Source organism: Aquabacter sp. L1I39 (assembly GCF_017742835.1).
In the GTDB taxonomy this organism is placed as follows: Bacteria; Pseudomonadota; Alphaproteobacteria; order Rhizobiales; family Xanthobacteraceae; genus L1I39.
The window spans coordinates 4,245,938-4,268,306 of record NZ_CP072392.1; the positions used below are offsets into that span (position 1 = coordinate 4,245,938).

The following is a 22,369-nucleotide window of genomic DNA, read 5'->3' on the forward strand; positions in this document are numbered from 1 at the left end:
GCGCAGGTCCGCCACCGTTCGACCGGATGACGCGGCATCGGCGCCCCCTGTCGGTCAGTTCTCCTTGACGAAGGCGATGCGCATCATGTTGGTGGCGCCGGGCGTGCCGAAGGGGACGCCGGCGACCACGATGATGCGCTGGCCTGCCTTGGCGAACCCGTCCGAAAAGGCGTTGCGGCTGGCCCGCTCCACCATGTCGTCCACGTCGTGGGCGTCCTCGGTGACGACGCAATGCACGCCCCACACCAAGGCGAGCCGCCGGGCGGTGCCCGCATTGGGGGTCAGCGCGATGGTGAGCGGTTTCGGCCTCTCGCGCGCCACGCGCAGCGCTGTGGCGCCCGAGGAGGTCCAGCAGACGATGGCGCCGAGGTCCAGCGTCTCGGCAATCTGCCGGCTGGCGGCGGCGATGGCGTCGGCGGTGGTGGCTTCCGGCTCGCAGCGCTGCGCGTTCAGCACCGCCCGGTAGGTCGGGTCGCGCTCCACCTCCTCGGCGATGCGGTTCATGGTGGCGACCGCCTCCACCGGATATTTCCCCGCCGCACTTTCCGCCGAGAGCATGATGGCGTCCGCGCCCTCGAAGACGGCGGTGGCGACGTCGGACACTTCGGCGCGCGTCGGGACGGGCGCGGTGATCATGGATTCCAGCATCTGGGTGGCCACCACCACCGGCGTGCCGGAGCGGCGGGCGGCCCGCGTCATCTGCTTCTGCACGCCGGGGACCCGCTCCAGCGGCATCTCCACGCCCAGGTCGCCACGGGCGACCATCAGCGAATCGGACAATTCCATGATTTCGGCGAGGCGCGCCACCGCCTGGGGCTTCTCCACCTTCACCATCACGCCGGCCCGGCCACGAGCGATCTTGCGGGCTTCCGCCACGTCCTCCGGCCGCTGAACAAAGGACAGCGCAATCCAGTCGGCCCCCACTTCCAGCGCCGCGTCCAGATCGGCCCGGTCCTTGGGGGTGAGGGCGGAAGAGGGGATGGTGGTGTCCGGCAGGCTCACGCCCTTGCGGTCGGAAATGCGACCGCCCACCACGACGCGCGTCACGGCCCGGCCGGGGCTGACCTCCGTCACCTCCAGGCGGATCTTGCCATCGTCCAGCAGCAGGCCATGGCCCGGCTCCAGCGCCTCCAGGATTTCAGGATGCGGCAGGTGAACGCGCTCGGTCGTGCCTGGAGTGGGATCGGCATCGAGCACGAAGGTCGCCCCCGGCTCAAGCATGGCGAAGCCGCCGTCGAAGGTGGCGAGCCGCAGCTTTGGGCCCTGCAGGTCCACCAGGATGCCGATGGGCCGCTTGTGCTTGCCCTCAATGCCCCGGATGGCGGCCACGAAGGCGCGCAGCTTGTCGTGAGGCGTGTGGCTCATATTGATACGGAACACGTCCGCGCCAGCGACGAACAATTGCTCGATGACAGCCGGATCGGAGGAGGCGGGGCCCAGTGTGGCAACGATCTTGGTGCGGCGCTGGCGTCTCATGGCATCCTCCAGTTTTTCGTGAGGGCGGGACGCTGAGCGTGCCGCCTATTTGGGCCTTGCGGCAGGAATGGGCATGGGCACCCCGCCCGGAATCGGCGGGGGCAGGGGGGCCTTGTCGGTCTGGGTCTGGTTCTGCTCCGTGAGCTGCACCGTCCAGGCCTTCTGCTGCTTGGTGTCCACCTCCAGGAAGCCGGTGCGGTCAAAGCCGCGGGCGAGGCAATCCTCGGCGCCGCGAATGGTGAACTCCTTGTCTCGGGTGCACATATAGGCCTTGCCGGACCATTCCCCGCCTTGGTCATAGTCTACGGCGTAAATGTAATAGAAACGTGCCACCAGGTCGCCGCGCAGCAGCGTCTCGCAGGAATTGGAGGCGACGTTCCACCAGCCCTCGGTGGTCCAGGCCTCATTGTCCTTGTAGCCGATGGCGATGCCGATGCGGCTCTGGGTGCGGTTGCACAGCCGGAAGTCCGCGAGTGCCACCTGCGGCATCAGCGGCATCAGGACGAGCGCGAGGGCGCACAGCCCGGCAAGGGCGCGCGGCGACGGCAGAGGCGGCAAATGCAAGAAGGGCAAATCTCTACGGCGCATCGGTTCCCTGGTGTGCCCGTGCCGGGGGCGAGCGTCAATGCCCGAGCTTGGCGGGCGTCCTGCATTGGTCCAAGCGCGGGCTTTCTCGGCGGTGATCGGGGCGAGAGAGAGGCAAGGCGGGGATAAGCTCTTGCGGCGACTTTCCGGAGCGCCCAGCTTTGGCGGTGAAAGGATCCGTTCATGAGCCACGACACCGACGCCGATAACGGTGCCCCGCGCCATCTGACCGAGGCCGAGCGCGAGACGCTGGAAGCGGCTGCCTTCCGCCGCCTCGTTTCTCACCTGCGCACCCGCACCGATGTGCAGAATATCGACCTGATGAACCTCGCCGGTTTCTGCCGCAACTGCCTGTCCAACTGGTATCTGGAGGCGGCGGAGGCGGCGGGCCTGCCGCTCACCAAGGGCGAGAGCCGGGAAGCGGTCTATGGCATGAGCTACGAGGCCTGGAAGGCGCTCCACCAGGCCGAGGCGACCGCTGAGCAGAAGGCCGCGTTCGCGCAGTCGAAGCCCTCCCATTGAAGCCAAGCGGTGGGGCCGGCGCGCGGATCCCAGCTACCCACAGGGGGTGGATAGCGGGGAAGCTTCCTTGACGCGGGCGCTGCGATTTGCGCTGTATCCAGCCTCCGCGCGGAAGCCTTGCGGCCTTCCGCCCCGCTCAATTCAGGCGCGCCCGTCCCTCCGCCCTCACCTTGCGGAGGGGCGGCGCGTCCGCAGGACTAGAAGGTTTCCCTCGTGACGGACGATGCTTCCGACGCCCCGGCGGGCTTCGCCAAGGAACAGCTCAAGTCCTTCATCGAGCGCATCGAGCGCCTCGAGGAAGAAAAGAAGGCCATTGCCGACGACATCAAGGACGTGTTCGCGGAGGCCAAGGCCAACGGCTTCGACGTGAAGGCCCTGCGCACCATCCTCAAGATCCGCAAGGAAGACGTGGACAAGCGGCGCGAGCACGAGGCCATCGTGGAGCTCTATCTCCAGGCCCTCGGCGTCTTCATGTGAGGCAAGCCGTCCATGGGCGCAGCCCATGGACGGCTTCGGCGCGCCAGCGCCTTTCAGATGTCGTCCAGCCCCAGGTCCAGGATCGGGGCGCTGTGGGTCAGCCATCCGCAGGAAATGATATCCACGCCCGAGGCAGCAATGGCCGGGACGGTCTGCGCGGTGATGCGGCCCGAGGCTTCGGTGATGGCGCGCCCGTTCACCATCCGCACCGCCTCCCTCAGGGTGTCCGGGCCCATATTGTCCAGCAGCACCGCATCGATGCCGACGGAGAGCGCCTCCTCCAATTGGGAGAGCGTGTCCACCTCCACCTCGATCTTCACCAGATGCCCCACATGGGCCTTTGCCCGGGTGATGGCCACCGCGACCCCGCCTGCGGCGGCCACATGGTTGTCCTTGATGAGGATGGCGTCATCGAGCCCGAAGCGGTGATTGGCGCCGCCCCCCGCCCGCACCGCATATTTTTCCACCGCCCGCAGGCCGGGCGTCGTCTTGCGCGTGCAGGCGATGCGGGCGTGTCCGTGGGGACGGGCGGCTGCCACAAGATTCGCGGTGGCGCTGGCAATGCCGGACAGGCGGCAGGCGAAATTGAGGGCGACCCGTTCGGCGCTCAGGATGGGCCGCGCCCGGCCCTCGATGCGCAACACCGGCTCGCCCGGGGCCACGGCGGAGCCGTCCCCTTTCAGAACATCAATGGCGAGTGTCGGGTCAATCAGGCGAAACGCCTGGATGGCAAGGTCCAGCCCCGCCACCACGCCACCCTGGCGGGCGGCCATGTGCACGGCCATCCGGGTGTCGGCGGGAATCACCGCCTCGCTTGTGATGTCGCCGGCGCGGCCGAGGTCCTCCAGCAGCGCGGCGCGCACCAGAGGTTCGGTGAGAAGGGCGGGCAGGGGATCAAGGGTTCTGGGGCTCATCAGACGGCCTCTCGAAGCGCGTGTTCCGCATGCGCGGCGAGCCGCGCGGCGGCGGCGGGCAAGGTGATCTCGCTGTGGCGCGGAGCGCCGGTCGCGGGGTGATCGGCGCGGAAATGGCCGCCCCGGCTCTCGGTTCGCTCCAGCGCGCCGAGGGTCACGAGGCCGGCCACCAAGGCGGCATCATCCTGCGCCATACGGGGTGCCAGGAGCCGCAGCGCGCGTCGCAGCCCGTCGCCTTCCCGTACCACGCCCACATGGCTCTCCATCAGGGCACGGACCGCCTCAATTCCGGCGGGCGGGCCGTCCGCGGGTGCCGCAGAGGCCGCGACGGGCGCGTGCGCCTGACGATGGGCAATGTCCGCCGCGATCCATTGCGCATAGGCCAGCGCCTCCAGCAGGGAATTGCTCGCCAGCCGATTGGCGCCGTGAAGGCCGGTGGAGGCCACTTCCCCGCAGGCATAGAGCCCGGCAAGGGATGTCCGGCCCGTCCCGTCCACCTTGATGCCGCCCATGTGATAATGGGCCGCCGGACGGACCGGGATGGCGTCGCGCTCGGGATCGATGCCGTTGGTGCGGCACAATTGGGCGACCGAGGGGAAATGCCGCGCGAAGTGCGCGCCGAGCGCCGGGCGGGCATCCAGGAAAACCCGGTGGCCGCCGCGGATGCGATCATGGATGGCGCGGGCCACCACGTCGCGCGGGGCAAGTTCACGGCCTGGCACGTCGGCCATGAAGCGCGCCCCCGTCTCGTCCACCAGGATGGCGCCGGCACCCCGCAGGGCCTCGGTGGCGAGCGGCATGGGATCGCTGGCGGTGGCGATGGCGGTGGGGTGGAACTGCACGAATTCCAGGTCCCGCAGCACCGCGCCTGCGCGCGCCGCCATGGCAAGGCCGGAGCCCACAGCGCTGCGCGGATTGGTGGTGGAGGCATAAAGCCCGCCTATGCCCCCGGTGGCGAGCACCACCGCGCGGCCGCTCAGATGCACCAGCCGGCCGCCATGGTCGCGGCACCAGAGGCCATGAACCCGGCCGTCTTCGGCCTCCAGCCGCACGGCGACGAGATCCGCCCGCCGGCTGATGTGCGGAGCGATGCGGGCCTTGGCGATGAGGCCTTCCAGAACCGCGCGGCCGGTGGCATCCTCATTGGCGTGGACGATGCGCGAGCGGCCATGAGCGGCTTCAAGGCCCAGCGCGAGCGCGCCGCTTTCGTCCGTGTCGAAGCGGATGCCGAGGGCGGCAAGGCGGGCGATGATGGCTGGACCTTCCGCCGTCACGCGGGCCACCGCCTCGGCCTCGCACAAGCCGGCACCGGCGGCATGGGTGTCGGCCGCATGGAGGGTGGGGTCGTCGTCCGGCCCGAGGGCGGCGGCGATGCCGCCCTGGGCGAGGGTGGTGGCGGCATCGGCGCTGACGCCGGTGGGCGCCACGACGAGCACGGGCAAGGGCGCCAGCGCCAGGGCAGTGGCCGCCCCCGCTATGCCCGCCCCGACGATGAGGATGCGATCGTTCGGGTCGGCCATGGCGCTCACCGGATGGCCAGCATGCGCTCGACCGAGGCGCGGGCACCGGGGATGAGCGCGGGGTCGACGGTGACTTCCGGCGCCAGGGTTTCCAGCGCGCGGCGGATATTGCCGAGCGTGATGCGCTTCATGTGCGGGCACAGATTGCAGGGCCGCACGAAGTCGATCTCGGGATAATGGACGGCCACATTGTCGCCCATGGAGCACTCCGTCACGAGCGCCACCCGCTCCGGCCGCTTTGTGGCGACGAAGGAGACCATCTCGGCGGTGGAGCCGGCAAAGTCGGAGGCGGCCACCACATCCGGCGGGCATTCGGGATGGGCGATGACGGTCACATTGGCATAGGTCTCGCGGATCTCGGCGATGTCCATGGGCGTGAAGCGCTCATGCACCTCGCAATGGCCGTTCCAGGTGATGATCTCCACTTTTGTCTGGGCGGCGATGTTGCGGGCGAGATATTCGTCCGGGATCATGATGACACGGGGCACGCCAAGCCCCTCCACCACTTTGAGGGCGTTGCCGGAGGTGCAGCACACATCGGATTCTGCCTTCACGGCGGCCGAGGTGTTCACATAGGTCACCACCGGCACGCCGGGATGCCGGGCGCGCAAGGCGCGCACGTCCTGCGGGGTGATGCTCTCGGCCAACGAGCAGCCGGCCTTTTCGTCGGGGATGAGCACGGTCTTGTGCGGGTTCAGGATCTTGGCGGTCTCGGCCATGAAATGAACGCCGGCCAGAACGATCACGTCGGCATCGGTGGACGCCGCCTCGCGGGCAAGGGCGAGGCTGTCGCCGACAATGTCCGCCACGGTGTGGAAGATTTCCGGCGCCTGGTAATTGTGGGCCAGCAGGATGGCGTTGCGCTCGCGCTTGAGGCGCAGGATCGCCTCCACGTCGTCAGCGAGGATGGACCATTCCATGGCCGGTACGTGGCGCCGCACCTTGTCATAGAGATGGGGCAGGGGCAGCGCCCGCTCCGGCGAGACCTGGTGCAGCATGGCATTTCCTCCCATATACTCGTTTTGAGTATAATTGACGTCAAAAAATGAGCCGAAGCGAAGTCGGCTTTCTTTCTCTAATGCTAGAAGTGAGCATAAGAGGGCGTCAAGGGGGGTGTGCTCATTTTGAGCATTCCGGCACCGCGCCATATCGTTCTTGCTCGCGACCGGGCCCGGGGGGGAGCGCGCGGTAAGGCGGGTGTCAGCGCTCTCCGGCCATGGCCTCGCGCAGGCGGGCGGCGGCCGTGCGGCCGATCTGCACCGGCTCGCTCAGGCCCTGGAAGCTGAGATGAACATCGTCGCGGGTGCGGGCATCAATGCGGCGCAGGCGGTCGCGATTGATGAGAATGGAGCGGTCGAGGCGCAGGAAGGGTGGATTGGGAAGCTGGGTTTCGAACTGGGAGAGCGAACGCAGGATCATCAGGGGCGGCTGGTTCGCCAGCAGGACGTGGCAGAAATCGCCTTCCGCCCGGATGGCGCACAGGTCCGTCGGCGCGGCAAGCACCGTGCGGGCGGGCGTGCGCAATTCCAGCGCCGGGACCTCCGGCGTCTCCTGACGCGCCACCAGCGCCCGCACCCGCCCAAGGGCCTCGTCGAACCGCTCCTGCGCGATGGGCTTCAGGAGGTAGTCCACCGCGCGCACCTTGAACGCCTCCACCGCATAATGGGGATGGGCGGTGACGAACACCACCAGCGGCGAAGGGGTGAGGGCGGCCAGGAGATCGAACCCGTCGCCTTGCCCCAGCTCGATGTCGAGGAGCATCAATTCGGGCCGCTCGCGCGTCACCAGTGCGCAGGCCGCAACCACGGTGTCGGCCTCGCCGACCACGCTCACACCCGCATGGGGCTTGAGCAGCCGCCGCAGCGCGCGGCGGGCGAGGGGCTCGTCATCAACGATCACCACCCGGAGCATGGCGCACCTTCCAGGACCAGTTCCGCCGTCACCACCCGGTCACCTTCCCGCGATGCGGCACCCGGCGAGATGGGCCGGTCGCCCTCCCTCAAGGCGAAGCGGTGCCGCAGGGGGTAATGCAAAGCCAGCCTGCGGCGCAGATTGGGCAGGCCAACGCCGGGCCGCAGCCGGGATGGGCGCGTGCGTTCCGCAAGGGTGCCGGAATTCTCGATGCGCACATGCAGCGCGTCGCCCGCGCCGTGGATTAAGACCGTAAGGCGCAGGCCGTGGCGCCGCGTGCCGTGCTTGATGGCGTTTTCCACCAAGGGCTGGAGCAGGAAGCTGACAATGGGCCGCTGCCGCACGTCGGGCGCCACCACCAGATGGGCCGTGAGACGCTCGCCGAAGCGGGCTTCCTGGACTTTCAGATAGGCGGCGAGGGCATCCGCCTCGGCGGACACCGTGGTGACGGGTTCGCCGATGCTGTCCAGCGAGTGGCGCAGATACGTGCAGAGCTGACGCAGCATGGCCAGCGCCGCGTCGGGATGTTCGGGGATCTCTTCCGCCACTCCGTTCAGGGCATTGAAGAGAAAATGGGGATCGAGCTGGAGGCGCAGCTGCAGCAGTTCGGCGCGCAGGGCTTCGGCCTCCGCCTGCACCGCTCGCTGGTGCTCGGCCCGGCGTCGCCAGTCGGTGCGCACCCAGAAATAGGCAAAGCTGCCGCCACAGACCACCGTGAAGTAATAGATGAGCGGGGCGAAATATTCCTGCATGGGCCGCCAGGCGGGAATGTCCCAGCCCATGGCCTGCCGGATGGCATAGATGGCGGTGATGACCAGGAAGGCCGCCAGGAACGAAGCCCCGATCACCCGCAGGGCTGTCCCGGTGGACATGTCCTGCGTGAACACGCTCTGGTGATAGAAAGCGCGCAGAAGAAGGGCGGCACCCGCGAACAGCACCACGGAAATCAGGGTCAGCACCGCCGAGATGGTGGGATCGCCATAGGTGACGAGGCGAATGACGAGGTCGATGACGACGAAGGCGCTCCATCCCGCCACCTGCACCCGCTGAAAGGCGGTGGCGTTCCTCCAGCGGCGCCGGATCGTCTCGAGCCTCACATCTTCCCCCACGATGCCATCGACGCGGGTCGCGCCACGCCGCCGACGCAGAGGAATAAAGCAACGGCCCGTCCGGGCAAGCGGCTGAGCAGCGTCTGCCTGTTCCGTCGACTATTTCGCCCGGATCGTCGAATGGCCCCGCCCAGGCTGATGCGCCGCGCCCGCCGCCATGTCTAGAAGCGGTCGCAAGGGACGTGGAACACCCTGACGGAGACGGCACATGGCGAGCGAGACCAATCAGACCAACTCGACGGGGCGGGTCTTTGCGGTACACCCGGATGGTGCGGACATCGTCGGCTTCGATCCGACCAGGGACAAGCTCGATCTGGGGGACTATTCGGTCCACAATTTCATCATTGTGGACACGCCCCAGGGCGTCGGCTTCATGAATCCCTGGTCGGGCGAAGTGGCCATTGTCCAGGGCGTTTCCCTCGGCCAGCTGACCATTGATAACTTCAAGCCGATCATCAACGACCATCTGCGCCAGGACGTGAGCGGGGCGTTGGCCTGGGAGCATGGCATCGTCCAGGCACCGCACACCGTCTATGCCCGCTCGCACGAGATCGGCCAGGTGGACCGGGTGAGCTTCGACCCGGCGCACGACATCGTGGACTTCCGTTATTTCGGAACCCGCGAGCAGATCTATATGACCAACAGTTCCGAAGGCGTGGTGATTTCCAATTCGGGCACGGGACAGGCGTTGATCCTGTTGGGAGTGAAAGTCTCGGACCTCACCATCCAGAATTTCATCTTTCACTCGGCGCAGGTCTACGAGGATCGGGTCTCCCAGCAACTGGGCTTTTCCGGCACGGTGCCGGCGTCCCAGGTGATCGCGCGGGATATTCCGATCGCCGGCACCGACGCCTGGCCGACCCACGCCGGCACGGGCGCGCCGCCGACGGGGCAGGTGGGCACCACATTCGAGATCAAGTGGCTCTACGGCACCAACACGACGCTGGACTTCGACCCTGCCAAAGACAAGCTCGATTTTGGCTGGTTCAAGGCCAGTGAGTTCTCGGTGACGGAGAAGAATGGCGCCGTCATCATCACCATCGAAGGCAACAAGCAGACCTATACGCTTCCGGGCGTCTCCCTCTACGCGCTTGATTTCAGCAACATCGTGGCCCTGGACACCTCTGCACGCGCCGAGTGGCAGGGTCTCTTGGACGCCGCCACCCCGCCGGCGGGCCTGCCCACGCTTTCTGTGGACGATGCCACCATTGCGGAAGGCGCGTCCGGCACGACTGTGCTGGCTTTCACCGTTCGCCTCTCCGCCGCCTCGGCGAGCCCGGTTTCGGTCAGCTACTCCACTCTCAATGGCACCGCTACCGCCGGAACGGACTATGAGTCCGCCGTCGGCAGCGTCACCTTTGCCCCCGGTGAAACCACGAAGACCGTGCAGGTGGCCGTGCGTGGCGATGCGCAGGTGGAGGTGGACGAGACTCTCACCCTGCAATTGTCTTCACCCAGTGGCGCAACCCTGCTTGATGGCTCGGCGCTGGGCACCATCCGCAATGACGATGTGGACGCGGCCCCGAACACCCCGCCCAAGGTCTCCATCGCCGATCTCGCCGTGAGCGAGGGCAATGGGGAACACATGCACTTCATGTTCGCGGTGACGCTGGACAAGGCCTCCAGCGAGACGGTGACGGTGCAGTACGCCACCTCGGACGGCACCGCCAAGGCGGGCTCCGACTACAAGGCCACCACCGGCACCGTCACCTTTGCCCCTGGCGTAACCTCGCAGATGGTCCATGTGGACATCATGGGCGATACCGCCTTCGAGGCGAATGAGACCTTCACGGTCACCCTCAGCACGCCTTCCGGCGCCACCATCGGCGACGGCGTTGCGGTGGGCACCATCCTTAACGATGATGCCGCGCCCGCGCTGCCCACCTTGTCCATCGCCGATGCCTCCTTCGCGGAAGGCTCTGCCGCCACGCCCGGCAAGGGCACATTCGTGGTCACCTTGTCCGCCGCCTCGGCGACGCCGGTGACGGTGAAATATGCCACGTCCGACGGCACCGCTTTGGCCGGCGGTGACTACACGAAGAAGACGGGAACGCTGACCTTTGCGGCGGGCGAGACGCAGAAAACCATCACGGTCGCCGCCATCGGCGACGGGACGGCGGAGGCGGACGAGACCTTTTCCGTCACCCTGTCCGCCGCCTCCGGCGCCACCATTGCGGATGGCACCGCGGTGGGCACCATCCGCAATGACGATGCGGCCCCCGTGGCGGCCGGCGATGTGGACTATGTGGTCCGCGACGATTGGGGCGCGGGCTTCGTGGCCGACATGAAGGTGGAGGCCGGCGCCGGCGGGCTGAAGGGATGGACGGTGGAATTCGATGCCGCCTTCACCATCACCAACATCTGGAACGCGGTCATCGTCAGCCATGTGGGCAATCATTATGTGATCAAGAATGCCTCCTGGAACGGCACCGTCGGCGCAGGCAAGCAAGCGGCCTTTGGCTTCCAGGCCAGTTCGGGCGCCGCAGGTCATGTGGCGAGCGGCTTCCTCCTGAACGGCACTGCCGTGGGCGGTGAGCCGGAGCCCGTGTTGCCCGCCCTCTCCGTAGCCGATGCTTCCGTGACCGAGGGCAATTCCGGCACCAAGGAACTGGCCTTCACCGTCTCCCTCTCAGCGGCCGCCACGGCTCCGGTGACGGTGGCCTATGCCACCGCGAACGGCACGGCGCTGGCCGGCTCGGACTATACCGCCAAGAGCGGCACATTGACCTTCGCGGCGGGCGAGACCTCCAAGGTGGTCAGGGTGCTGGTGTCCGGCGACACCGCGGTCGAGGCCAACGAAGCCCTCTCCCTCACCCTGTCCAATCCCGCCGGCGCCACCATCGCCGATGGCTCGGCCACCGGCACCATCGTCAATGACGACGTGGCCCCCCTGCCCGCCCTCTCCGTTGCCGATGCTTCCGTGACCGAGGGCAATTCCGGCACCAAGGAGCTGGCCTTCACCGTCTCCCTCTCAGCGGCCGCCACGGCTCCGGTGACGGTGGCCTATGCCACCGCGAACGGCACGGCGCTGGCCGGCTCGGACTATACCGCCAAGAGCGGCACATTGACCTTCGCGGCGGGCGAGACCTCCAAGGTGGTCAGGGTGCTGGTGTCCGGCGACACCGCGGTCGAGGCCAACGAAGCCCTCTCCCTCACCCTGTCCAATCCCGCCGGCGCCACCATCGCCGATGGCTCGGCCACCGGCACCATCGTCAATGACGACGTGGCCCCCCTGCCCACCCTCTCCATTGCCGGCGCGAGCTTTGCGGAGGGAAGCGCGGCAGATCCGGGCCATGGCTCTTTCGTGGTGAGCCTGTCACAGGCGGCCACCAGCGCCGTCACCGTCTCCTTCGCCACGGCCGACGGCACCGCGATCGCGGGCTCCGATTATGTGGCGAAGACGGGCACGCTCACCTTCGCGGCCGGCGAGACGCAGAAGGTCATTGAGGTGAAAGCCGTGGGAGACGGCACGGTGGAGCCGGACGAGACTTTCAAGGTCACCCTCTCGTCCGCCCAGGGCGCCACCATCGCCCAGCCGTCCGCCACCGGCACCCTCACCAATGACGACGTGGCGACGCCTCCGGGGAACAAGCCCGTTATCAGCATTGCCGACGTGCAGGTGACCGAGGGCGATCCTGCCACCGGTGCGGCCGCGTCCGGCTGGCTGAGCACCTCAGGCAACCAGATCGTCGATGCGGACGGGAATTCGGTCCAGATTGCCGGCGTGAACTGGTTCGGCTTCGAAAGTTCGACGCTGGCGCCCCACGGCCTGTGGACGCGCGGCTACAAGGACATGATGGACCAGATGGTGGACGAGGGGTTCAACACCATCCGCCTGCCGTTCTCGTCGGAGATGCTGCACACCTCGGCGGCGCCCAACGGCATCGACTTCAACAAGAACCCGGACCTGAAGGGCCTCACCGCCCTCCAGATCATGGACAAGATCGTCGACTATGCGGGGGAGATCGGGATCAAGATCATCCTCGACCATCACCGCTCCGATTCCGGCGCCGGCACCTCCGAGAATGGCCTGTGGTACAATAGCAAATATACCGAGGCCGCCTGGATCTCCGACTGGCAGATGCTGGCGCAGCGTTATGCCGATGACCCCACCGTGATCGGCGCCGACCTCCATAACGAGCCGTATAACGGCACCTGGGGCGGTGGCGGCGCCAAGGATTGGGCGGCGGCCGCCGAGCGGGCGGGCAATGCCATCGGAGCCGTCAATGACAATTGGCTGATCTTCGTGGAGGGCGTGGGCACTTACGAGGGCAACAATTATTGGTGGGGCGGCAACCTCATGGGGGTGCGTGACCGGCCCATCGACCTCGATGTGGACCATAAACTGGTCTATTCGGCCCATGACTACCCCAACTCGGTCTATGCCCAGCCCTGGTTCCAGTCCTCCGACTTCGCCGCGCACCTGCCGGAGAAGTTCGACCAGATGTGGGGCTATATTTACCGGGAGGGCATCGCGCCGGTTTATATCGGCGAGTTCGGCACCAGTCTGACCGACCCCAAGGACGCGCCCTGGCTGGAGGCCATCACCTCCTATCTGTCCGGCGACTTCGACAATGACGGCGTGTCCGATCTTGCGGCCGGCGAGACGGGGCCGAGCTGGACCTTCTGGTCCTGGAACCCCAATTCCGGCGATACCGGGGGCATTCTCAACAGCGACTGGACCTCGGTGAACACGGCCAAGCTCGCTTATCTCAAGCCCATCCAGTTCGACTTCGACACGGATGTATCCGACGGCGGGGATGAGACGCCCACCGTCTACGCCCAGTTCGAGGTGAGCCTGTCGGAGCCGGCGACCGGTGCCGTCACGGTGGACTACCACACCATGCCGGGCTCGGCCTCGGACACGGATTTCGGGGCCAAGAGCGGCACTCTCCTGTTTGCCGCCGGCGAGCAGACCAAGGTGATCTCCATTCCCATCATGTCCGACTTGAAGCACGAGGGGAACGAGACCTTCACCTTGATGCTCACCGATGCCCAGGGCGCGACCTTGGGGGTGGCCATGGGAACGGCCACCATCGTGGACGACGATGCCGAAACGCCCGCCCCGGTGGACCCGACTCCCACCGACCCCACGCCCTCGGCTGACCTCGAAGCGATGCTCAAGGTGGTGGATTCCTGGAGCAACGGCTTCAACGCCACCATCGTGATCGAGAATGAAGGGGCGGCGGTGAAGGGCTGGCAGGTCCATGTGGACATGCCCTACCAGATCGAAAACATCTGGAATGCCAAGATCATATCCCATGATGCCTCGGGCTATGTGATCGGCAATGCCGATTGGAATGGCGCCATCGGAGCGGGCGGCGAGGTGTCGTTCGGCTTCGTGGGCGTGGGCCATCTCGACCCTACGCAGGTGGACCTGATCGTCTGAGCGCCGGACGGGCGCTCATCCCGTTTCCCGCGCACCGGCCCCATGTTCCGAGGGGTACGATGCGGGACGAGGCTCCAGGTGGAATTCCCCGCGCACAACCTGGAGCCTCTTTCTTTCCTGCCCGCCGGCCGCTTTCGCCGTGCGGCATTCTTGATATGGGGCAAGGCCGAGGCCATCTCCTGCTGGCACTTAGGGCGCGCGCCGGTCGCCTGGAGCCGTGGGACGGCACCAGGGAACGGCAGGAGGGGTCACCGCGTCTTTCGGTGCGCACCGGCGCTCCGGGACCGGTGTTCCTGATCCGGGCCCGATGGTTATCCGCAGGATGGTTCCATGTCCGCACCCGTGCGCAATGTGCCTTACGTCGCTCCCGAAACCGCGCCCGGCTTCGAGCCGCCCCTGGGGGAGGAGGGCTTCCGCGCCTTCGATCGCATGGTCCAGGCGCTCGCGGCCCGCGGCACCGCCGGCCTGTCGCCCGTCTCCCTCGGCCTGGCCCTGATGGACTGGGGCGCGCATCTTTCGGCGGCGCCGGGCAAGCAGATGGAGCTGTGGTTCAAGCTCGCCCGCAAGGTGGCGCGCCTGCAGGGCTATGCCATGCGTGCCCGCCTCGACCCTTCCGAGCCGCCCTGCATCACGCCGCTGCCTGGCGACGATCGGTTCCGCGATCCGGCCTGGCATGCCTGGCCCTATTGCCTGATGGCGCAGAGCTTCCTCCTGACCCAGCAATGGTGGCACAACGCCACGCGGGAAGTGCCGGGTGTCTCGGAACACCACCAGGACGTGGTCTCATTCACCGCCCGTCAGATGCTGGACATGTTCTCTCCCTCCAACACACCCTTCACCAATCCCGAGGTGATGCGGCGGGCGAAGGAGACGCGCGGCGAGAACTTCATGCAGGGCTATCGCAACTTCCTGGAGGATCTGGCCCGTACCGGCAGCGGCCAGCCGCCCGTCGGCACCGAGAAATTCGTGCCAGGGCAGGAAGTGGCGGTCACGCCCGGACAGGTGGTCTATCGCAACCACCTGATCGAGTTGATCCAATATGCGCCGACGACCCCCACGGTGAAGGCGGAGCCGGTCTTGATCGTCCCGGCCTGGATCATGAAATACTACATCCTTGATCTGTCGCCCCAGAATTCGCTGGTGCGCTATCTGGTCTCGCAGGGCCACACAGTCTTCTGCGTTTCCTGGCGCAACGTGACCGCTGAGGACCGCGATCTCGCCCTCGACGATTATCGCCGCCTCGGCATCATGGCGGCGCTCGATGCCATCGGCGTCATCGTGCCCGGGGCCAAAGTGCACGCCACCGGCTATTGCCTGGGCGGCACCTTGCTCGCCATCGCCGCCGCCGCCATGGCGCGCGTCAAGGATGAGCGGCTCGCCAGCATTTCCCTTTTTGCCGCCCAGACCGATTTCACCGAGCCCGGCGAATTGCAGCTCTTCATCGATGAGAGCGAGCTGCATTTCCTGGAAAGCATGATGTGGGACCAGGGCTATCTGTCCGCCGACCAGATGGCTGGCGCGTTCCAGATGCTGCGCTCCAACGACCTCGTCTGGTCACGCATGGTGCGGGACTATCTCATGGGCGATCGGGCGCCCATGATCGACCTGATGGCCTGGAACGCGGATTCCACACGCATGCCCTATCGCATGCATGCCGAGTATCTGCGTGAGCTCTTCCTGCGCAACGATCTTGCCACCGGGCGCTATCTGGTGGACGGCCATCCGGTGGCGCTTCCCAATATCCGCGTGCCGATCTTCGCGGTGGGCACGGAGCGCGACCATGTGGCGCCCTGGCACTCGGTCTACAAGCTCCATTACCTCACCGACACGGACGTGACCTTCGTGTTGGCGAGCGGCGGGCACAATGCGGGCATTGTCAGCGAGCCCGGCCACCCTCATCGCCATTATCGCGTGCGCCACCATGTGGCGAGCGATGCTTATATCGGGCCGGAGGAATGGTTCTCCGTAACGCCGGCGACGGACGGCTCCTGGTGGGCCGCCTGGGAGAGCTTCCTGTCCGCCCATTCCACCGCCGAGGTGGCGCCCCCGTCCATGGGTGCGTCGGATGCGGGCTATCCGCCCCTCATGGCCGCGCCGGGCACCTATGTGATGCAGCGCTGAGAGCGGTTACGGCACCAGAACCGCGGCGCCCTGGAGGCGCCCCGCGCGCAGGTCGTCGAGGGCGGTGTTGGCCGCCTCGAGCGCATAAGGCGTGACCGTCGTCTTGATGCCCACCTCCGGGGCGATGGCCAGAAACGCGTGAGCATCCTCGCGGGTAAGATTGGCGACCGAGAGGATTTTCCGCTCTTCCCAAAGCCAGCGATAGGGGAAGCTCGGAATATCGCTCATATGGATGCCTCCGCACACCACCCGCCCACCCTTGCGCACCGCCTTGAGCGCCGCCGGCACCAGGGCGCCCACCGGCGCGAAGAGGAGGGCGGCATCCAGAGGCACGGGTGGTGCCTCGTCTGAGCTGCCGGCCCAAACCGCACCCAGGCGACGGGCAAAGTCCTGCGCCGCCTCGTCCCCCGGCCGGGTGAAGGCGTAGACCTCCCGCCCCTGCCACAGCGCCACCTGGGCGATGATGTGGGCGGCGGCACCGAAGCCATAGAGGCCGAGCCGCTTGCCCGAGCCTGCCATCCCCAGGGTGCGCCACCCGATGAGACCCGCACACAGGAGCGGCGCCAGTTCAGCGTCCGGTCCGGCCTCGCCGAGGGGATAGGCGAAGCGGGCATCGGCCACCGTGTGGGTGGCAAAGCCGCCATTGCGGGTATAGCCGGTGAAGAGGGGATGGTCGCAGAGGTTTTCCTCGTCCGACCGGCAATAGTCGCAGCATTGGCAGGAGCGGCCGAGCCAGCCCACCCCCACCCGCTGGCCCAGGGTGAGATGGCTCACCCCTTCGCCCAGCGCGGTGACCCGGCCGACGATCTCGTGGCCGGGAATGAGGGGCAGGGCCGGCTCCGTCAGGTCGCCATCCACCACATGCAGGTCGGTGCGGCACACCCCGCAGGCGCCGACCTTGATCAGCACCTCGCCCGGGCCGGGGACCGGATCGGGCAGGGTGCGCAGCACGAGAGGTTGGCCGGGCCGCTCCAGCACCATTGCGCGCATTGCCGCCTCCTTGGCCGCCGCCTTGTCGCGTCAGCGGCAGTGTGCCGGCTTGCAAGGGTCAAGGCCATGACCTGCCTCAAGCGGCAAAGGCGGATCAGCTTCCGCCGATCAGGATGCCGGCCGCCAGCACCAGGGCGCCGCCCACCACCACCTGGACGACGGCGCGCAGGAAGGGGGTCTCCATGTAGCGGTTCTGGATCCAGGCAATGGCCCACAATTCCACGAACACGATGATGCAGGCGAGGATGGTGGCGGTCCAGAATTCCGGGATCAGATAAGGCAGCGCGTGGCCGAGGCCGCCCACGGCGGTCATGATGCCGGAGGCAAGGCCCCGCTTCAGCGGCGAGCCGCGGCCGGAGATGACGCCGTCATCGTGCGCGGCCTCTGTGAAGCCCATGGAAATGCCGGCGCCCACCGCGGCCGCCAGGCCCACTAACAGTGTCGTCTGCGAATCCTGCGTGGCGAAGGCGGTGGCGAAGATGGGGGCGAGCGTCGAGACCGAGCCGTCCATGAGGCCGGCAAGGCCGGGCTGCACCCAGGTGAGGACGAACTGGCGGTGCGCCTTCTCGGTCTCCTCGTTTCGCACCTCTTCGGGCCGGTTCGCCGCGTCCAGCGCCTCGGCGGTGGCCTGATGCCCCTGCTCCTGGCCGGCGAGATCGCCAAGGAGCGCGCGGGTGCCGGTGTCGGACGCCCGCTGCGCCGCCTTCAGGTAGAAGTTCGCGGCATCCTCTTCCATCCGGCTGATTTCGCCGCGGATGCGCTCGATGCCGAGATTCTTGACCAGCCATTCCGGACGCCGGGCATAGTAGCCGGATATGTGTTCTCGGCGGATCAGCGGGATATGGGTGCCGAACCGGCGCTCAAACTCGGCGATCAGGGCGCGGCGGTGGCGGCCCTCCTCCTCGGCCATCCCGTCGAGCACGCGCGCCGTTGCCGGATATTCCGCCCGTACCGCCTCCGCATAGTCAGCATAGATGCGGGCATCGTCCTCTTCCGAGGAGATGGCGAGCGCGAGGATTTCCTTTTCGCTCAGATCGGAGAATTGCCGGCGGGCGGCGAAGCCAGGAAGCATGACGGGGATGCCTAGTTTATAATGATTCTAGCTTATTGCGGAACGTCGCGTCAGTGATATGACGAAGCCGCCGATCCCCACGCCCACACATGCATAGCCTGCAGGGGAATGACGAAACCAACGGAGCCGGAGGCGCGTTGCCGGGGTAAGACGCCATACCAGGGAGATCGTGATGCCAGCAAAGTCCAAAGCCCAACAGAAAGCCGCTGGCGCCGCCTTGTCGGCCAAGCGTGGAGACCAGAAGGTATCGCAGCTGAAGGGGGCCTCCAAATCCATGTATGAAAGCATGGACGCGAAGGAGTTGGAGAAGATGGCCTCGACCAAGCGCAAAGGAAAGCCCGAGCACGCCAGCAAGGACTAAGGGTGGCCTTCCGGTCTCCCCGCAGCCCCTCCGCATGTGCTATGGCGGGACAAACAGGACCTGCCCAAGCCCATGCCGCAGTCTCGCCCGACAGGCCCTCGTCGCCTCGATCCGAAGGCACGGGAGGCCGCCATTCTTCGCGCCGCCATCTCCTTCTTCGCTCAGCACGGATTTGATGGCACCACGCGGGATCTCGCTGCGGAGGCGGGGGTCACCCAGTCCCTTCTCTACCGCTACTTCCCCAGCAAGGAGGCGCTGCTGGACCGGGTCTATGAGGAAGTGTTCCTCATGCCGTGGCGGCGGGAATGGGAAGCGCAGCTGGAGGACCGCAGCCTATCGCTCCAGGATCGGCTGGTGCGCTTCTATCGCGATTACTCGCGGTTGTTGCTCACGCATGAATGGGTGCGCCTTTTCATGTTCGCGGGTTTGAAGGGCCTGGACTTCAATGCCCGCTACCTCGCCTTCCTGCGCGGCGCCGCCTTCGATCGGGTGGCGCGGGAAATTCGACACGAGCGCGGCCTGCCTTTGGATCCGCCGGTGCGGGACGAGGAGGTGGAACTCATCTGGGGGCTCCACGCGGCCATCTTCTATCTGGGCGTCCGAGAATTCATTTATGGCATTCCTCGTCCCGCTGATCTCGACGCGGACATTGCCCTGCGTGTGCGGGCCTTCCTTGACGGCGCGCCGGCAGTGTTTGCGGCATTGGCGGCGGCAGATAAATAATCATTTGATCATTATGTCTTGACGATTCCTCCTTTCCGGGCGATGGTTGATCAAATGATCAATATCTCCGCTCCGACTGTATGAGAGCGGGCTTGCCAGGGAGAGGACCATGGGCGGGAACCTCGCGGCCGCACGCCGCGCCATCATCATCGGCGGCTCCATGGCGGGCCTGTTTGCCGCGCTGCTGCTGCGCCGGGCTGGGTGGCAGGTGCAGGTCTATGAGCGGACGGGCAGCGAATTGTCGGGTCGTGGCGCCGGCATCGTCACCCATGCGGAGCTGCTCGACCTCATGCATGCGTGCGGTGTCGATGCGGCGGATGCCCGTGTGGGCGTGCATGTGGCGGGGCGCCGGGTGTTTGCCCGCGACGGCCATCTCAGCCACGAACTGCCGCTTGAGCAACTCGTGACCTCCTGGGGCCACCTCTACGGCCTGCTGCGGGCAGTGCTGCCCGACGAGACCTATCATCACGGCTTTGATCTCGCGCGGGTGGAAGACGGACCGAACGGCGTCCGCGCCCATTTCACCGACGGCCGCGTGGCGGAAGGCGACCTTCTGGTGGGTGCGGATGGCATCTATTCCACCGTGCGGGCGCAGTTCCTGCCACAGGCCGAGCCCGCTTATGCCGGCTATATCGCCTGGCGGGGGATGGTGGGCGAAAGCGAGCTGAGCGAGGCCACCCGCGCCGATCTGTGCGACCATTTCGCCTTCACCTTGCCCGCCACCGAGCAGATGCTGGGCTATCCGGTGGCCGGTCCTGACGAATCCATGGCGCGGGGGCAACGCCGCTTCAATTTTGTCTGGTACCGGCCGGCGCCGCCGGACGTGCTGAAGGACCTGCTGACGGACAGCGACGGCGTCTCCCACCCCGTCTCCATTCCGCCGAACCGCATCCGGCCCGAGGTCGTCGCCGCCGCCCGGAAGGCGGCGCGGGAGACTCTGTCACCACAATTCGCCGAGGTGGTGGAGCGCACGGTCCAGCCTTTCATTCAGGTGATCCGGGATCTGGAGACTCCTCGGCTGGACCTTGCCCCACACACCGTCATTCTCGGCGATGCCGCCTTCGTGGCACGGCCTCACGTTGGCATGGGGGTCACCAAGGCGGCGAGCGATGCGGCCGAACTGGTGGCGGCGCTGGAGCGGCACGGCCGCGACATTCCCGCCGCACTGGCGGATTTCTCCCGCACGCGGGTCGCCTATGGCGAGGCGGTGGTGCGCCGCGCCCGGCGCCTCGGCGCCTACATGCAGACCGAGCCGCTGAGCGCCGAAGACAGGGCTGCGGCCGAGCATCACCGCCAGCCGGAATGCGTCATGGCGGAAACGGCCGTGGCCGTGGGCATCGCCGCCTGAACACCAAAGGGAGAGACGCCATGGGACATCATGTGATCGAAACCTGGCCGGAGGCGCCGGCGGCATGGGACGCAGGCCTTCGGGCCGAATTCGCGGCGCGGGTCGGCATGGGCCAGGTGGGCTCGCGTCTCGTTTCACAGACCGATCGGGTGCGGGTATGGCATCTGGCTCTGCAGCCGGGCCAGCGCATCGCCTTCCATACCCATGTGCTCGACTATTTCTGGACCGCCGTCACGGATGGCTCCGCCCGCTCTCACTATGGGGATGGCCGCATCGCGGACGTGACCTACCAAGCGGGCGATACCCGCCATTTCAACTTTCCCGCCGGCGGATTCATGATTCATGACCTGGAAAACACCGGCGACACCGAGCTTGTCTTCACCACGGTGGAGTTTCTCGACAGCGCCAACGCCCCGCTTCCTCTCCCGCAGGAGGTGACCGACCATCTGCGGAATGCCGCCTGAGGCGGCAACAACGGGCGTCCGCGGGGACCTGAATGCCGGGCTAGCCATTAGCCTGATTTATGGTCTCGATCATAAATGATCATTTGGCCATCTGGCCGGGCGGCCCTTAGAAATGAGCATCCGGTGCAAAGATGCGCTGCTCGGCCCATTCAGGGGTGGGCCGGATGCCGTGATTTTCCAGAGCCGCTCGACCGCGCGCTCCCTCGCTTTATCGATCAGGCGAAAAGGCTGCCGAAAATCGTGCGGCCAGAATCAAGAAAATGGTCCGGGAGGAAAACAAGACATGCGAAATCTGCTTCGAATCTCCGCCCTTTCCGCTGCGCTCATGGCGGGCATGGCGGGATTTGCGCACGCTGACACGTTTAGGCTTCGGATTGCATCCGGTCACCCTGCGGTGAATACGTATGTGAATCTGATGCAGACCTTCTTCGTGCCGGAGGTCACCAAGCGTGTCGCCGAGCGTACCAGCCACAAGATCGAATTCGTGGAGGGCTATGGCGGCTCCATGGTGAAGGTGGCGGACACGCTGGAGGGCGTGCAGTCCGGTATCATCGACATTGGCGGCTATTGCTTCTGCTTCGAGCCCTCGAACCTGCCGCTGCAGGCCTTCCAGGTGATGTTGCCCTTCTCTTCCATGAGCTCGGAAGTCTCAGTGAAGGTGGCGCGCGAGGTGTACGACAAGGTGCCGTACATGCGCGAAGTGTTCGAGAAGAAGTTCAATCAGAAGCTCATCGCCCTGATCTCGGACAATGGCTACAACCTGACCACCACGTTCGACTGGAACACGGTCTCCGATCTCAAGGGGCGCAAGCTCGCGGGCGCTGGCCTGAACCTGAAATGGCTGGAATATGCCGGCGCCATCCCGGTGCAGTCCTCGCTGCCGGAGGCCTACACCTCCATGCAGACAGGCGTCTATAACGGCTGGATCATGTTCCCCTCGGGCGTCGTCAACTTCAAGCTGTTCGAGGTCTCGCCCTATTATACCGAGACCGGCTTCGGAGCCATCACCTGGCACGGCATGACCATCAACAAGGCCCGCTTCGACAAGCTGCCGAAGGACGTGCAGGATATCATCCTGGAGGTCGCGCGCGAGTTCGAGGCCAAGACCGGCACGGTCAATGACGCCAATTATCCCAAGCAGATCGCGCAGCTGAAGGAACTGGGCGCAAAGGTGAAGACGGCCGTGCCCGATTCCGTCCGCATCGAATGGGCCACCTCGCTGAAGGATTGGCCGAAGGAGAAGGCGCAGGAACTGGACAAGGCCGGGCTGCCCGCCACCGAAGTCCTCTCCATGGCCATGGAGCTCTACGAGAAGCACGGCCACAAATGGCCGGTCCGCTACCAGGTCAAGTGATGTCTTGATCCCGCGCGCCCCGGATGCCTCAGG

18 protein-coding genes are annotated in these 22,369 nt (G+C 66.5%); 9 read left to right on the top strand and 9 right to left on the bottom strand.

The window, feature by feature from the left end; genetic code table 11:
• Nucleotides 1-54: 54 nt before the first annotated feature.
• Together pyk and J5J86_RS19290 are read right to left on the bottom strand one after the other, a co-directional pair.
• Nucleotides 55-1,476: a pyruvate kinase gene (gene pyk / locus J5J86_RS19285; protein ID WP_209100924.1), complete on the bottom strand. Its 1,422-nt coding sequence runs from the start codon at nucleotides 1,474-1,476 to the stop codon at nucleotides 55-57.
• Nucleotides 1,477-1,521: 45 nt separating this feature from the next.
• Nucleotides 1,522-2,064 (bottom strand): DUF1036 domain-containing protein, encoded by a 543-nt coding sequence (locus J5J86_RS19290; RefSeq protein WP_209100926.1) that lies wholly within the window; start codon nucleotides 2,062-2,064, stop codon nucleotides 1,522-1,524.
• 180 nt (nucleotides 2,065-2,244) lie between these two features.
• Between J5J86_RS19290 and J5J86_RS19295 the strand changes: the two genes are divergently transcribed.
• Nucleotides 2,245-2,583: a DUF1244 domain-containing protein gene (locus J5J86_RS19295; RefSeq protein WP_209100930.1), complete on the top strand. Its 339-nt coding sequence runs from the start codon at nucleotides 2,245-2,247 to the stop codon at nucleotides 2,581-2,583.
• A 213-nt stretch (nucleotides 2,584-2,796) separates the two neighbouring features.
• Nucleotides 2,797-3,060, top strand: coding sequence for a DUF2312 domain-containing protein (locus tag J5J86_RS19300; protein ID WP_209100931.1), 264 nt, complete (start codon nucleotides 2,797-2,799; stop codon nucleotides 3,058-3,060).
• A 53-nt stretch (nucleotides 3,061-3,113) separates the two neighbouring features.
• Here J5J86_RS19300 and nadC read toward each other — a convergent pair whose 3' ends face one another.
• The 5 genes from nadC to J5J86_RS19325 form a co-directional block, all read right to left on the bottom strand.
• Nucleotides 3,114-3,974 (bottom strand): carboxylating nicotinate-nucleotide diphosphorylase, encoded by an 861-nt coding sequence (nadC, locus tag J5J86_RS19305; protein WP_209100933.1) that lies wholly within the window; start codon nucleotides 3,972-3,974, stop codon nucleotides 3,114-3,116.
• Entirely contained in the window at nucleotides 3,974-5,494 is a 1,521-nt protein-coding gene (locus tag J5J86_RS19310; RefSeq protein ID WP_209100935.1) for an L-aspartate oxidase, read from the bottom strand. Before J5J86_RS19310 ends, nadC begins: the two co-directional genes overlap by 1 nt.
• 5 nt (nucleotides 5,495-5,499) lie before the next feature.
• The gene (nadA, locus tag J5J86_RS19315) at nucleotides 5,500-6,492 is read right to left on the bottom strand and encodes a quinolinate synthase NadA (RefSeq protein ID WP_247657715.1); all 993 of its coding nucleotides are present in this window, start codon (nucleotides 6,490-6,492) and stop codon (nucleotides 5,500-5,502) included.
• 202 nt (nucleotides 6,493-6,694) lie between these two features.
• Nucleotides 6,695-7,405 (bottom strand): LytR/AlgR family response regulator transcription factor, encoded by a 711-nt coding sequence (locus J5J86_RS19320; RefSeq protein WP_209100940.1) that lies wholly within the window; start codon nucleotides 7,403-7,405, stop codon nucleotides 6,695-6,697.
• Complete coding sequence (locus J5J86_RS19325) at nucleotides 7,390-8,502, bottom strand: sensor histidine kinase (RefSeq protein WP_209100942.1); 1,113 nt, start codon at nucleotides 8,500-8,502, stop codon at nucleotides 7,390-7,392. Before J5J86_RS19325 ends, J5J86_RS19320 begins: the two co-directional genes overlap by 16 nt.
• A 220-nt stretch (nucleotides 8,503-8,722) precedes the next feature.
• On the opposite strand from J5J86_RS19325, the gene J5J86_RS19330 reads away from it, so the two are divergent.
• On the top strand, nucleotides 8,723-13,903 hold the full coding sequence (locus J5J86_RS19330; protein WP_209100943.1) for a Calx-beta domain-containing protein: 5,181 nt from the start codon (nucleotides 8,723-8,725) through the stop codon (nucleotides 13,901-13,903).
• A 330-nt stretch (nucleotides 13,904-14,233) separates the two neighbouring features.
• Entirely contained in the window at nucleotides 14,234-16,024 is a 1,791-nt protein-coding gene (locus J5J86_RS19335) for a PHA/PHB synthase family protein (protein WP_209100944.1), read from the top strand.
• Nucleotides 16,025-16,030: 6 nt separating this feature from the next.
• Here J5J86_RS19335 and J5J86_RS19340 read toward each other — a convergent pair whose 3' ends face one another.
• Nucleotides 16,031-17,014, bottom strand: coding sequence for a zinc-dependent alcohol dehydrogenase family protein (locus J5J86_RS19340; RefSeq protein ID WP_209100945.1), 984 nt, complete (start codon nucleotides 17,012-17,014; stop codon nucleotides 16,031-16,033).
• 94 nt (nucleotides 17,015-17,108) lie between these two features.
• Entirely contained in the window at nucleotides 17,109-18,086 is a 978-nt protein-coding gene (gene mbfA / locus J5J86_RS19345) for an iron exporter MbfA (RefSeq protein ID WP_209100946.1), read from the bottom strand.
• Nucleotides 18,087-18,258: 172 nt separating this feature from the next.
• Between mbfA and J5J86_RS19350 the strand changes: the two genes are divergently transcribed.
• The 5 genes from J5J86_RS19350 (at nucleotide 18,259) to J5J86_RS19370 (ending at nucleotide 22,336) form a co-directional block, all read left to right on the top strand.
• A complete protein-coding gene (locus tag J5J86_RS19350) occupies nucleotides 18,259-18,447 on the top strand; it encodes a DUF3008 family protein (RefSeq protein ID WP_209100947.1) in 189 nt (62 codons plus the stop codon).
• 72 nt (nucleotides 18,448-18,519) lie between these two features.
• Nucleotides 18,520-19,170 (top strand): TetR/AcrR family transcriptional regulator, encoded by a 651-nt coding sequence (locus J5J86_RS19355; protein ID WP_209100948.1) that lies wholly within the window; start codon nucleotides 18,520-18,522, stop codon nucleotides 19,168-19,170.
• A gap of 109 nt (nucleotides 19,171-19,279) precedes the next feature.
• Nucleotides 19,280-20,518: an FAD binding domain-containing protein gene (locus J5J86_RS19360; RefSeq protein WP_209100950.1), complete on the top strand. Its 1,239-nt coding sequence runs from the start codon at nucleotides 19,280-19,282 to the stop codon at nucleotides 20,516-20,518.
• 20 nt (nucleotides 20,519-20,538) lie between these two features.
• A complete protein-coding gene (locus J5J86_RS19365; RefSeq protein WP_209100951.1) occupies nucleotides 20,539-20,982 on the top strand; it encodes a hypothetical protein in 444 nt (147 codons plus the stop codon).
• Between the two features lie 415 nt (nucleotides 20,983-21,397).
• Complete coding sequence (locus J5J86_RS19370) at nucleotides 21,398-22,336, top strand: C4-dicarboxylate TRAP transporter substrate-binding protein (protein WP_247658622.1); 939 nt, start codon at nucleotides 21,398-21,400, stop codon at nucleotides 22,334-22,336.
• Nucleotides 22,337-22,369: the final 33 nt, after the last annotated feature.